This window comes from Endozoicomonas sp. GU-1, assembly GCF_027366395.1.
In the GTDB taxonomy this organism is placed as follows: domain Bacteria; phylum Pseudomonadota; class Gammaproteobacteria; order Pseudomonadales; family Endozoicomonadaceae; genus Endozoicomonas.
In genome coordinates this window covers 4,061,665-4,073,566 of sequence record NZ_CP114771.1, presented here as the reverse complement: position 1 = coordinate 4,073,566, position 11,902 = coordinate 4,061,665, and the positions used below count along the sequence as shown (strand labels likewise).

Annotated in this window: 14 protein-coding genes; 9 read left to right on the top strand and 5 right to left on the bottom strand. The window is 48.6% G+C overall.

Annotation, left to right across the window (positions count from 1 at the left end; all coding sequences use genetic code 11):
* Window positions 1-19 precede the first annotated feature (19 nt).
* The 3 genes from xdhC to O3276_RS17025 all read left to right on the top strand — a co-directional run bounded on the left by xdhC (window position 20) and on the right by O3276_RS17025 (window position 2,868).
* Entirely contained in the window at window positions 20-871 is an 852-nt protein-coding gene (gene xdhC, locus O3276_RS17035) for a xanthine dehydrogenase accessory protein XdhC (RefSeq protein WP_269672402.1), read from the top strand.
* A gap of 24 nt (window positions 872-895) precedes the next feature.
* Window positions 896-1,819, top strand: coding sequence for a 1-acylglycerol-3-phosphate O-acyltransferase, YihG family (locus tag O3276_RS17030; protein WP_269672401.1), 924 nt, complete (start codon window positions 896-898; stop codon window positions 1,817-1,819).
* Window positions 1,820-2,106: 287 nt separating this feature from the next.
* Window positions 2,107-2,868, top strand: a complete 762-nt coding sequence (locus O3276_RS17025; protein ID WP_101748183.1) for a DeoR/GlpR family DNA-binding transcription regulator — start codon at window positions 2,107-2,109, stop codon at window positions 2,866-2,868.
* Window positions 2,869-3,020: 152 nt separating this feature from the next.
* Here the strand turns inward: O3276_RS17025 and O3276_RS17020 are convergent, their stop codons facing one another.
* On the bottom strand, window positions 3,021-3,173 hold the full coding sequence (locus tag O3276_RS17020) for a hypothetical protein (protein WP_269672400.1): 153 nt from the start codon (window positions 3,171-3,173) through the stop codon (window positions 3,021-3,023).
* A 42-nt stretch (window positions 3,174-3,215) separates the two neighbouring features.
* On the opposite strand from O3276_RS17020, the gene O3276_RS17015 reads away from it, so the two are divergent.
* The 3 genes from O3276_RS17015 (at window position 3,216) to pdxA (ending at window position 5,552) form a co-directional block, all read left to right on the top strand.
* Window positions 3,216-3,800 (top strand): hypothetical protein, encoded by a 585-nt coding sequence (locus O3276_RS17015; protein ID WP_269672399.1) that lies wholly within the window; start codon window positions 3,216-3,218, stop codon window positions 3,798-3,800.
* Between the two features lie 137 nt (window positions 3,801-3,937).
* Entirely contained in the window at window positions 3,938-4,432 is a 495-nt protein-coding gene (locus O3276_RS17010) for a hypothetical protein (RefSeq protein WP_269672398.1), read from the top strand.
* Between the two features lie 100 nt (window positions 4,433-4,532).
* A complete protein-coding gene (pdxA, locus tag O3276_RS17005; RefSeq protein ID WP_269672397.1) occupies window positions 4,533-5,552 on the top strand; it encodes a 4-hydroxythreonine-4-phosphate dehydrogenase PdxA in 1,020 nt (339 codons plus the stop codon).
* Here the strand turns inward: pdxA and hslR are convergent.
* Together hslR and O3276_RS16995 are read right to left on the bottom strand one after the other, a co-directional pair.
* Window positions 5,546-5,935, bottom strand: coding sequence for an Hsp15 family ribosome-associated heat shock protein (gene hslR / locus O3276_RS17000; RefSeq protein WP_269672396.1), 390 nt, complete (start codon window positions 5,933-5,935; stop codon window positions 5,546-5,548). The genes pdxA and hslR overlap by 7 nt on opposite strands.
* Entirely contained in the window at window positions 5,928-6,314 is a 387-nt protein-coding gene (locus O3276_RS16995) for an HAD family hydrolase (protein WP_269672395.1), read from the bottom strand. Before O3276_RS16995 ends, hslR begins: the two co-directional genes overlap by 8 nt.
* 200 nt (window positions 6,315-6,514) lie before the next feature.
* Between O3276_RS16995 and nudE the strand changes: the two genes are divergently transcribed.
* Entirely contained in the window at window positions 6,515-7,093 is a 579-nt protein-coding gene (gene nudE, locus O3276_RS16990) for an ADP compounds hydrolase NudE (RefSeq protein ID WP_269672394.1), read from the top strand.
* Window positions 7,094-7,133: 40 nt separating this feature from the next.
* Complete coding sequence (cysQ, locus tag O3276_RS16985) at window positions 7,134-7,958, top strand: 3'(2'),5'-bisphosphate nucleotidase CysQ (RefSeq protein ID WP_269672393.1); 825 nt, start codon at window positions 7,134-7,136, stop codon at window positions 7,956-7,958.
* 26 nt (window positions 7,959-7,984) lie between these two features.
* Here cysQ and O3276_RS16980 read toward each other — a convergent pair whose 3' ends face one another.
* On the bottom strand, window positions 7,985-8,362 hold the full coding sequence (locus O3276_RS16980) for a NirD/YgiW/YdeI family stress tolerance protein (RefSeq protein WP_269672392.1): 378 nt from the start codon (window positions 8,360-8,362) through the stop codon (window positions 7,985-7,987).
* Between the two features lie 442 nt (window positions 8,363-8,804).
* Complete coding sequence (locus O3276_RS16975; protein WP_269672391.1) at window positions 8,805-10,238, bottom strand: hypothetical protein; 1,434 nt, start codon at window positions 10,236-10,238, stop codon at window positions 8,805-8,807.
* A 369-nt stretch (window positions 10,239-10,607) separates the two neighbouring features.
* Between O3276_RS16975 and O3276_RS16970 the strand changes: the two genes are divergently transcribed.
* Window positions 10,608-11,855: a metallophosphoesterase gene (locus O3276_RS16970; protein WP_269672390.1), complete on the top strand. Its 1,248-nt coding sequence runs from the start codon at window positions 10,608-10,610 to the stop codon at window positions 11,853-11,855.
* The last annotated feature ends 47 nt before the right edge of the window (window positions 11,856-11,902 follow it).

The following is an 11,902-nucleotide window of genomic DNA, read 5'->3' as shown; positions in this document are numbered from 1 at the left end:
CCGTGTGATGGGAGAGGATATGTGGATTGATGCCCTGGCCAGGCTTCAGCAAACCAGCGAGTCCGGTGTACTGGTGACCATTCTGGGATCAGCAGGTTCTGCCCCCAGAAAATCTGGCAGTAAAATGGTGGTCACGGCTGACCAGTGCTTTGACACCATCGGTGGCGGGCAACTGGAATTTCTGCTGATCCAGAAAGCCCGGGAACTGCTGCTTAACCACCACTCAGAGCCGCTTCTGGAGCACTTTCCCCTTGGCCCGAAGCTTGGGCAGTGCTGTGGTGGCAGTGTCAGTGTGCTGCTGGAACCGATCACCACCTGTGGTTTTCGTATCGCCCTGTTTGGTGCCGGTCACGTGGGTCATGCGCTGGTGAATGTTCTGGCACCGCTGGATTGCCAGATTACCTGGATCGATAGCCGGGAAGCACTGTTTCCTGAACAGCTACCGGGAAATGTCCGGGTCTGCATCAGCGATCAGCCGGAGCTGGAGGTAGAAAACCTGCCTGAGAATACCTTTGTTCTGGTGGTCACCCACAACCACCAGCTGGATTTCGCCATTGCCGAAGCAACGCTAAAACACGACCAAAGTCGTTGGTTGGGTGTTATTGGCTCAGAAACCAAGGCCAAGCGTTTCCGTCAGCGACTGGAACACAAAGGCAGTTTCTCGCCCGCCCAAATTGAGCATCTACGCTGTCCGGTTGGACTGGAAAGTGTTGGGGGCCGAAAGCCTGCTGAAATAGCCATTGCAATTGCTGCTGAAATTGTGTCCATACAAAATGGCAATCGGGGTGAGAACCATAAAAAGCGCGAAGGTATCCCTTGGCAAGGCTTGAAAAAACTCTTACATTCTCAGCAGCATGAAATTGCCCAATGATAATAACTAACCTGTGTAGATACTATGCTGTCATCTATCCCGGCTTTTCTCAGGGGTTGCCTATCCGCGAGTGTACTCGCTATAAACACCCTGGTTATGAGCATACCTTTACTGGCATTCAGTCTTAGTCGTTTTCTGATGCCGATCAAACCGTGGCAAAAACTGTGTACCCGCCTGTGCATCGCTATTGCTGAGTGCTGGATCAGCATCAACAGTGGCTGGATGAAATTGACCCGGAGGATGCAGTGGCAAATTGCAGGACTGGACAGCCTGCAGAAAGATGAATGGTATCTGGTCACCTGTAACCACCAGTCCTGGGCGGATATTTTTATTGTCCAGCACCTGCTGAACCGCAGAATTCCCATGCTGAAGTTCTTTCTGAAACAGGAGCTGATCTGGGTGCCGGTTATCGGCTTATGCTGGTGGGCGCTGGACTTCCCGTTTATGAAACGCTATTCACGGGCCTATCTGGAAAAACATCCGGAGAAACGCGGTGAAGATCTTAAAGCCACCCGAAAAGCCTGTGAAAAGTTCCGGGATGTTCCGGTATCGGTTTTTAACTTTATTGAAGGAACCCGCTTTACCGATGCCAAACACAAGCAACAGAAGTCGTCTTTTCAATATCTGCTGAAACCACGGGCCGGCGGTGTTGGTTTTGTGCTTGGAGCCATGGATCAACAGCTGCGCACTTTGATTAATATCACCATTGTTTACCAGGACGGAGTGCCATCGTTCTGGGATTTCCTCTGCGGCCGGGGCGATGCCATCAACGTCAGGATTGAAAAACAGACAATTTCTGACGCTTATCTTGGTCGGGATTACAGTAATGATGAGGTATTTCGGGAACAGTGTCAGAACTGGGTGAATGAACTGTGGACGGAAAAGGACCAGCTGATCCTGTCAGTCAAGGAAAACCACGCCAGAGCAGTGGCGGTTGAGCATGAGTAAGGAATGGCCCTGAATTAACTTCCCGGTTTATAACTTGCAAAAGTTAGTAATAGTTCATCATTCTGGTGATATAATCCCGCACCAAATGCCCATTGATCGGTCTTCTGCATTCGAGTGCCATCAGTTCATTACCGCGCGGTAACCCCGTAAGCCCCTCTTACGGGACATTACTTTTCTGAATACTCATCGGCAGCAAGCATCATTACCGTTGGTCGAGTTCTGCGAACCTGATGTGCCAGTTGATCAACAGGGCAAATTGATCATGCTCCATTTAATGAGGAACAACTATGCTTCCGGTTGAACGTCGCGAACATATTCTTGCTTTTGTTGAAGAAAAAGGCTGTGCCAACATCGAAGAAATGGCCGAACGTTTCGATGTCTCCCAAATGACCATCCGTCGTGATATTCGCACCCTGGAGCAAGAAGACAAGCTGCGCGTGACCTATGGCGGTGCTGTGTCCAAAAGCTTCCTGATGGAAGATATCCCTTACGAAAAGAAAAACGCGGTGAATATCGAAGAGAAAAAATCCATCGCCCATGAAGCCCTGAAGCAGATTCGTGAAGGGCAGATCGTTCTGCTGGACTCTGGTACCAGTACAATGGCACTGGCCAAGCTGATGATGCGCATGAAGGTCACCGTGATCACCACTGACCTGAAAATTGCCCTGCAGCTGTCAGACTCGTCAACGGTTAAGGTGTTCACCACCGGGGGTAATGTCAGTGCCATCACCAAGGCGCACACGGATGTTGCGGCCCTGTCATTCCTCGACAGCATTAATGCGGATATCGCCTTCCTGGCCACCAACAGCTGGAGCCTGAACAATGGCGTGACCACCGCATCCAACGATCACTACTACATCCGTCGCAAAATGATGGAACGGGCCAATAAAACCGTTCTGCTGGCGGATTCCAGTAAATTTGGTGCCTCCAGCATGAAAACCATTGCCCGTCTGGAAGAGCTGGATTGCATTATCACCGACAGCAAGTTTGATGAAGAGAACCTGGCCGCAATCCGCGAAGCCGGTGGCAATATCATTCTGCCGTCCTGACGAGATCGTCTTCCGGGAGCCCTATGGCTCCCTTTTTTTGCCGTGAAAATCCCTGATTTCAGTTGTGATGAATTTGTCGTCAACTCATTGATAGTATTTAGCGACGATGTTTCTTTATTGCCGATTGAGTTTCCAGTCTTCTTCTTACTGCATCACACAAGCTTTTCTAAAAAATTAGTAATAACAAGTTGGTTATTTCCCAGAACAAACAGGAATAAAATCTTTAAACGCTGGTTGTTTATTTCAGGTTCTTTTGAAAAATATTCAGATAAAAAAAGAGGCCTTTGCAGGGAACCATCGGCCATAAACCCGGTCCGACGAACCAGAAAAACCGGAGTTATCGAACCATGCATATTTTAAGCAATTATCAACCCCGTCCCCAGGCCATGAGCCGAAACAGTGATCAGCGCTGTCAGTCCTGTAAGGAACAACGGAGCAATTTACAGCAGGCAATCTGGGTGCCATGCAGCGCAGCAACCTTTGCTGTAGGCTTTTTTTCGGGACTAATTTGCAATTGCTCCGTCGCGGGTTCTTCGTTAACTGGTGTGTCATGTATCGGCTGCTTTACAGTGTGTTGTTGGAACAACATCGGAAGAAGTATTGACAGGTGCCTGACAGAACGGAAATGTTGTCATTTTGATAATCTGCCGTATCAGCCTGATTCTGGCGAGAGCGATAGTTCCGGGGACAGTGAAACTGATGCCAGAAAAAAGCTTCCAGGTGACAGCCATTCGACGACACAACTCCAGATGATCACTTTGCAACCAGGCACAAACTCTGTCCGCAACCGTGCAGCTCCGGGCATCCTCATTTCACCCGATCATTCACTCATCCAGGATAATGATAACAACGATGTGCCAGCCGACTCAGTTAAGAAGACAAAAGCCGACTTTGTTGCTGTGGACATAATGGAAGATTTTCTCATCGGTTAAGGAACACAGGCCAGAAAGTAAAGATAAGTGAGATTCTCCCAGGAGCCTGTGAGGAAGGTTACATTAAAGCGGCCTTGCCCGGGAACTATCACCAATAAACCCGGTCCGACAATCTGGAAAACTGGAGTTAACGAACCATGAATACTGTAATCAATTACCAGCCCGGACCACAGACCTTGTGGGGAAACAATGTTCAGCACTGTGACTTCTGTGAGAAAGAACGTGACAATTTGCAGCAGGTTGTCTGTATGGCATACAGCACGGCGATGTGCGTAACAGGATGCTGTACTCTGGGATGTGTTACTCCCGCCCCGAAGGCCTGTTTATACAGTGCAGCATTGACCGGCGCTTGTGCAATACGTTGCTTGAACAAGGCCGAAAGTACGGTGGACAAGTGCCTGGAAGAACGGAAGTGTTGTCATTCTGATCATTTGCCATATCAATCTCATACCCGCGCGTGGGATAATTATGGCTTTGGTGAAACTGATGCCAGTGAAAAGCCTGTAGTTGACATCTATCCACCTACACAATTCCAGGTGCTCACCTTACAACCAGGCGCAAGTTCTGTCCGAAACCGTGCTGCCCAGGGCTGCCTTACTCCACCCGGGCAGGCCAATGGCACCGGTTCTTAATCGTTTCATCATGCCCGGTGGCCGACGAATCAGTCATGAACATTTGTGACACTCAGCATTGCTGCTAAGCTGATTGAAGTCCCAGCTTTCAGGCGGCCCGGTGTGGCCGATAGCCGAAATGCCTCCCCTGATCTGTATCCCCATGGGTGACCCAGCCGGTATCGGCGCAGAAATCATTATCAAATCACTATGTGACCCGGAGCTTGCCGGAACCTGTCGGCCAGTGGTGCTGGGGGATGTTCGATGGCTGGAACAGGCCGCCAGCCTGTGCAGGGAGAAGGTCAGCTTCCGTTTGATGCAACAAACGACTCCTGACTTGCATCAGCCCGGACAAATCAACCTGCTTGACAGCCCGATCACGAATATCGACCACATCATGTTCGGGAAAACCTCAGCGGCATCCGGCGCAGCAGCATACCAGTTTATTGAGCGAGCGGTTCACTATGTTCAACAGCAGAAAAAAAGTGCCATCGTTACCCCACCCATCAATAAGCTGTCGCTCAAAGCGGCAAAGATTCCTCATATCGGCCATACGGAAATACTGGCATCACTGACTCACACCCATGACCCTATTACGCTCTTCCAGGTTGCCGGGCTCAGGGTTTTCTTTCTTACCCGCCACCTGTCGCTCAGGCAGGCCTGTGATGCCATTGTTGAAGACAGGGTTTTCAAGGGTATTGTCAAGTCTTACCAGATTCTCAAGTCCCTGGGCATCCCTGCGCCATCGCTGGCTGTGGCCGGTTTGAACCCCCACTGTGGCGAGAACGGGCTGTTTGGAGATGAAGAAGTCTGCGCCATTGAGCCTGCGGTGATGCGGGCCAGGAAGGCAGGGTGGAATATCACTGGCCCCATTCCCGCTGATTCCGTGTTCCATCAGGCGCTTAACGGCGCTTATGATGGGGTGCTGTCCATGTATCATGACCAGGGCCATATCGCCACCAAGATGGTGGACTTTCAACGTACGGTTTCCATTACCTGTGGCCTGCCATTTCTGAGAACCTCGGTGGATCACGGAACCGCCTATGATATCGCCGGTACCGGTCAGGCCAGCGAAGTCAGCCTGACGGAAGCGATCAAAGTCGCCGTACAATATACCGATGGAACCCACCGGAATCAGTAATCCGCCTTATGCTTCAGGATCTCACGACGCTGCTTTTTATCCGGACGGTGATCAGGTCTGGGCATGGCACCTCGCAGGGCTTTTCGATTCTCGGCGGCCTCTTCCCGGGCCTGAAGGCTCTCAGGTGTTTCTTCATAGAGCTGCTGGGCCAGCTCAGCCTTCTGCCGCTTATCACTGAGCTGCTTAACGATAACAATGCGCTCATCCCAGCCAGCACGAAGTTTTATCACATCACCCACCCGGGGCTCTTTGCCTGGCTTGCACCGCTGGCCATTCAAGTGCACTTTGCCACCGTCTATGGCTTCTTTGGCGATACTGCGGGTCTTATAAAAGCGGGCTGCCCATAGCCATTTATCAAGTCTGATCTTTTCACTATTACTCATTCGGTCCCCCCTTGGAGCCTGTCGGACGCTTAAGTCCGACAGGCTCCCAGGAAATAAACAGTTCCCGGAAATCCTCAACCGCATTGTAGGTGCCCGTGTCCCAGGGCCCTTTTTGACTGTCGGGATAACGGATGGCCAGCAGCTCGGCAATACCATAGGTTTTTGCTGAATCAAGAATGCCGATATTGTCATCAATAAACAGTGCATGCGCCTTATCGAGGGCAATATCGTCTTCCAGTGCCCGCCAGAAACTCTGATCCTCCTTGGGATGGCCGTAGTCATGGGAACTGATTAACTTATCATAGTTGTCAAAATGGAGGTCTAATAGCGTGCCATCCATATCCAGCAGCACTGTGCTGATCTTGGTCCAGTCAATCATGAGGGCGTCTCAGCTAGAGAATGTTGGGGAATTCAGGGTGTATCAGGTCCTATCTGAACGTTTCCAGCCATTTTACCAGTGCCATAATGTGAATGAAATTCCGTGCTTTCAAGGCCAAAAGTGATCCGGCATCAATGGATACCAGGAGCCTATGCCCACTATAATGACCGGATATTTCCAGCCAGTACCATCAGGAAACCATGACGGAACACATGCCACAGAAAAATAAGCCAGAGATTCGCGCATGCCGGGAAATCGCCCGTACCCGCCTGTTCCGGGTGGAAGAGCTGGATATCCGGTTTGCAAACGGTGAAGAGCGTATTTATGAACGTCTGGGTGAGTTTGAGACAGGACACCGGGGCGTGATGGTTGTGCCACTGGTCGATCACCAGCATTTCATGATGATCAGGGAATACGCTGCCGGAACGGAAGATTACCAGCTCACCCTCCCGAAAGGCCTTGCCGAACCCGGCGAAACCCTGCAAGAAGGGGGCAACAGAGAGCTGAAGGAAGAGATCGGTTTTGGTGCTCAACGCTGGCATCACCTGGGCGACTTCACCCTTTCACCCAACTACATGAAGCGCAGTATTCATATTATGGTGGCGCAGGACCTTTATGAAGAGACGCTGGAGGGCGATGAACCAGAACCCCTGGAAGTCGAGACATTTTCATTTGATCAGTTAATGACGCTGTGTGCCCGGCCGGACTTTACGGAAGCAAGAGTGATCGCAGCCCTGTTTATGGTGCGCGAACAACTTCAAGCCGGGTTGCTGGGTTGACCATTAACCGGCCTGATCCACCTTTGCCAGAGTGCGAGATATGAACGATCCTGAGACTTTAATTCCTGAGTTAGTACACATTGCCCGAGAGGCAGGAAAAGGTATTCTCGCCGTCTATCAGCAGGATGATCTCGGGGTACAAACCAAGGCGGATACCACGCCTGTCACCAAGGCTGATCTGGCGGCCAATGCCGTCATCGTTAATGGCCTGGAAGGTCTGCCGGTAACATACCCTCTGCTTTCTGAAGAGTCGGATCATCCCTCCTGGCAGGAAAGAAGAAACTGGCAGCGTTACTGGTTGATTGACCCTCTGGATGGAACCAAAGAGTTTATCAACCGCAATGGTGAATTCTCCGTCAATATTGCCCTGATTGAGAATAACTATCCGCTCCTTGGCATCGTGCATCTGCCCGCGACGGATACCACTTACTGGGGAGGTAAAAGTCTGGGCGCGTGGAAGCAGGTTAACGATGGTGTTGCCAATGAAATCCGCCCCAGAAAGTTCGCCCCCCAGAAGGAAGTCATCGTTCTTGGCAGCCGCAGTTATGGCACAGAACAGGCCAGTCACTACCTTAACGCACTGAAAGCTGTGTATCCGGGCCTGATATCCAGAAAAGTTGGCAGTGCATTAAAAAGCTGCCTGATTGCTGAGGGTCAGGCTGATATCTATCCCAGACTTGGCCCTACGTCTGAATGGGATACCGGGGCTGTTCAGGCGGTTGTTGAAGGGGCAGGCGGATTGTTTCTTAATCCGGATGGCCAGCGCTTCAGTTATAACCTGAAAGAAAGCCTGATTAATCCAGACTTCCTCGTACTGGCTGATAAAACGATTCAATGGAATAATTTCTGGCCGCCGCGTTCCTGAGGGACTGTTTGACGGGCAGATAGCTATCAAAAGACATAATGAATATCATCCACCTCAACCCTGGGGGCTCTGTCGGGTGGATTATCCACCTCACCTTTAATAATGGTGGGAGAGTTCAGCTTAACCTCCTGATCGGGCAGGGCTGAATCATCAATAAGTACTTTAATCTCACCGGTTTCACCACGAAACAGGTATATTTTTCCTTTGATTTTCTTAACAATTTCACCGGAAATCCGAACCAGTTCTTCATCGTCTGAGGTGTTCAGAATTTCTTCAACACTTTGCTTGTGATACATGGGATTTTCGGACGTATCGCTCTGGTCAAGATTAAAGCGAGTTTCCTGAGAACAGGCCGAGGCAATAAAACCTGACAGGATTACTCCTGCTAACTTTCCTTTCGTCATAAGTCTTATCTCTATTCAATCCATATATGATTATTCGGCAGTGCCGGATTATGATGCAATATCCATTTAACCCTGTTAAAAACGCTATTTATATTCGTAGCTATTTTTTCTGTAGCTATTTTTTTCTGTAGCTAATCATAAATAAGATCCATGCTAATTAAGACCCAATTCATAATAGCAAATGCTTTCCGGGTTTGTTCAAAGCCAACAATTATCTATTGAAATAGTTAACCAAACGAAGACAGGACCGTTCACGAAGAGCACAAAGAAAAGATTTCTTTTCTCCGTGCTCTTTTTGACCTTCGTGGTTATCCACTGCCAAAACCCATTAAAAATATTGGGGTACCATTACAGTAAATTCAATCCTTTTTTGTGCAGGTCTTTCTGAACGCAACGGGATAAGTAGCCAGAAATATATGATTCCATATGGCCAGCTACTTAATTATGCTAACTTGGGGACCTTGTTGCTGAAAAAAGCATCAAGCACCTTTTGAGTTTCCTCCAGGGGAACTAAATTCCCCAAGTCTTTTGCAATGATGGGTTTCAGTAGCTGCCTGGTATCTGCATCGAAGTACTCTTTGTCATTCCATTGGAAACTATCCACAACCGAACGAGGGCCACCCCTTAAATTCTCACATGGCTGATCAATATAGTTGATAATATCTTGCAGAAAGTGCAAGGTTTTGATGGTCTTAGGAATAAACATTGACTCTACCCAATGACTGACCTGCATTTGCTGAACGGGACCCTCCGTCCATTGGTCATAACCTCTCATTAGCTCGCTTTTCTCACTTGAAAGTTCAAGGCTGATCAACTGCTGGAAAATATCTTTATAGTTTTCCTCCCATTTATCAGGGGCCGTAGCCAGCTGAAAGGCTAAAATTAACAAATCCTCATATCCCAATTTATGAGAATGGGCGCTACTTAACTGGTCGTCCAGAGAGTCGTGGTGTTTGGGTTTGGAACGATATTCAGACATTTTGTATAAGACCTTCGTATACGACACCATCAAATGACTGACCCTTTCCATGGTTCCGGTATTATTAGTCGATAATGCGTCAAGCCAGATATCCTTGACCAGACGGAAAAAGACCGGATACTCCAGGAATGAACATTCATCGATTTTGGGAAAATCTGGCGGAGGGTTATTAACCAACGCCTGAACTTGTTGGGCAAACTCACCAAAATAGCGTTGATAGTCATCTGAAGAATAATGCTTACAGGACTTTGGATCAAAACTATGATAATGAAGTTTTGCATGACCAGGAAATATCCGCGGATGGGCACCCGGGTATGATTCACGGTAGTCAGTACAGACTTCTGTGGCAGACCCGAAGTCACATAAGAACTGTTGATCAGCACCAATAGCCAGAACTGGCCAGCCATAACGGATGTAGGTTGCCGACTCCTTGAGGAACTCTGGCCAATTGCTGACAATCTCGGCCACTTTTTGCTGCTCCGGCCACGCAGAGGTAAGGTGTTCGTCAATTTTTTTGTCCAGACTTTTTTTCAGTGACTCGGCAAACCTGACGACCTCTTTGACTATTTGAGATTGATTACGGAAGCCGAGAGTCTTGTCCATCGCCTCTTTGATGATGAGAAATGCGGAGGTTATAGCAACGCGTTTGCCGGCAAGCTCCTGGATAATATCAGCCGGAGTTGGTTTAATTGCCCGTTCATATAGCGCCGTCTCTGCAGTAATAATATCCTTCTCAGAATATCCCAGCATCTTCAGTTGAAGGCGCTCAGATGAGGTGGTGGTGTGCCGGGAATCAAACGTTCCGGCTACTGCAGGTGTAGTGCCGAACGATAATTGATCAGCACCGCCGACGGCAGTGCGCTGGCTAGATGTTTGTGGCTGGATGGAATTCGCCATGTAAACTCCTGAACGTAGAATGAAAACGAAATTCTTGTGATTGACCAGATTAAAAGCGATATGTTGACTGACTGATCAGTTTTATGGACAACAGGACTAGAATTTTGTTCCCAAACTCTCCCGGTTGGCAGCAGTTCAGTTATAGCCTGAAAGAAAGCCTGATAAATCCTGACTTTCTCGTACTGGCTGATAAGTAGCTAACCATCAAAAAACATAATGGATATCATCCACCTCACCTTTCTCTCTTCAATGTTTGTTCAAATCCAACCATCATCTGTCGATATATTTTTAACCTTTTCATAGTGTTAGTTAATTAAAATTGATTTGGAAATCATAACGCAGTCACTTCGCAATAATATGAGGCCCATTATGCCCCACCTTACCATCCGGAAAGCATTCAAGAGCCTGATCTCTCTCGCTCTGGGCATAGTGTTCATGAATCAATGCCTGGCTACCGAACAAGACTGCACCAACCTGCATGAACTCCAACACTACTCTGAACAGCTATTGCCTCTGTGTGAAGCCGATGATTCGGCCACACCGATCCAGCTGGCCTCCGATCAGGCACTGGAGGTCTGTGATGAACCGGATGGCAGTGGCATGTGCAGAACCTATTTCAACGCTACCGGCAATGTGGCAGATGCGCTGGAAGACAATTTTTCCTATGCGCGGTTGATTCCGTTCAACCATCACGATTTTTATATGGCATTTATGTCAGACCCTCAGTACCCATGGTCATGTCGATCATCAAAAGAAAATTGTGATGACCAGGACAAAGCCTGGCAGGAAAATATGAATTATGTGCAAAGCCTGAATGCATTAATGGATGACCTGGGTAAAGAACAACTGGCCGGCGTCGTCATCAATGGCGACCTGACCGCGTTTGGTTATGACTGGCAGTTCGATGCCTACTACCGGCTATACCACAACGAATTAAAAATGAACGTCTATCCGGGCCTGGGTAATCATGATATTTCCAACAATGTTGATGGCTGCTTTTTGAATAACTGTGCTTCCAGAATGATGCTGTATTTACGAGATCATGTGCGTACGTTGAATGTCCGCAGTTTTGACTATCACAGCACGGGGACTTATTTCGAGTTTCCATCACTGAAAAAAAAATTCAGTAAAAGCTTTGCTTATTCCTGGGATATTGGTGACATCCATTTCGTGCAACTCAATAATTACCCAACCTATACGGCACAATGGGATGGCTGGAACTTTGCCCGGACCCGAAGGGATTATTTTGATATCCAATCCGCCAGAGAGTGGCTGGCCAATGACCTGGAACAGGCCAGCAGTGAAGGCAAACATATTATCCTGAACTACCACATATCCGGCTTTACCAATGAGATAAGAGATATCCTGCGGCGATATAAAATTTCTGCCATTTTTGCCGGTCACCTGCACTCTTTTGTAGGCCAGGTTGATTTTCACACCCTGTGGGATTTCTACGGACCAGGTGAGCACCTCCCTGTGTTTCTGGGAGGCGCTACGGTGTTCCAGAAATACATGCTGGTTCGATTTGAAGAAGATCAATTTGAGGTCAGTATTGTGAACAGTGATCAGGGCGCAAGTTACGAGTTGGAGAGTGAGGGTGTATATCCCCTTAATTAAGTCGTTGGTAATGACCAACTCACCAGCCGGGCTCCTCACTGCAATCT

Bases quoted from the DNA above. Each gene is read 5' to 3' on its own strand.
- xdhC (WP_269672402.1), top strand. From the start codon at position 20: ATGTGGATTGATGCCCTGGCCAGGCTTCAGCAAACCAGCGAGTCCGGT.
- O3276_RS17030 (WP_269672401.1), top strand. From the start codon at position 896: ATGCTGTCATCTATCCCGGCTTTTCTCAGGGGTTGCCTATCCGCGAGT.
- O3276_RS17025 (WP_101748183.1), top strand. From the start codon at position 2,107: ATGCTTCCGGTTGAACGTCGCGAACATATTCTTGCTTTTGTTGAAGAA.
- O3276_RS17020 (WP_269672400.1), bottom strand. From the start codon at position 3,173: ATGGCCGATGGTTCCCTGCAAAGGCCTCTTTTTTTATCTGAATATTTT.
- O3276_RS17015 (WP_269672399.1), top strand. From the start codon at position 3,216: ATGCATATTTTAAGCAATTATCAACCCCGTCCCCAGGCCATGAGCCGA.
- O3276_RS17010 (WP_269672398.1), top strand. From the start codon at position 3,938: ATGAATACTGTAATCAATTACCAGCCCGGACCACAGACCTTGTGGGGA.
- hslR (WP_269672396.1), bottom strand. From the start codon at position 5,935: ATGAGTAATAGTGAAAAGATCAGACTTGATAAATGGCTATGGGCAGCC.
- O3276_RS16995 (WP_269672395.1), bottom strand. From the start codon at position 6,314: ATGATTGACTGGACCAAGATCAGCACAGTGCTGCTGGATATGGATGGC.
- nudE (WP_269672394.1), top strand. From the start codon at position 6,515: ATGACGGAACACATGCCACAGAAAAATAAGCCAGAGATTCGCGCATGC.
- cysQ (WP_269672393.1), top strand. From the start codon at position 7,134: ATGAACGATCCTGAGACTTTAATTCCTGAGTTAGTACACATTGCCCGA.
- O3276_RS16980 (WP_269672392.1), bottom strand. From the start codon at position 8,362: ATGACGAAAGGAAAGTTAGCAGGAGTAATCCTGTCAGGTTTTATTGCC.
- O3276_RS16975 (WP_269672391.1), bottom strand. From the start codon at position 10,238: ATGGCGAATTCCATCCAGCCACAAACATCTAGCCAGCGCACTGCCGTC.
- O3276_RS16970 (WP_269672390.1), top strand. From the start codon at position 10,608: ATGCCCCACCTTACCATCCGGAAAGCATTCAAGAGCCTGATCTCTCTC.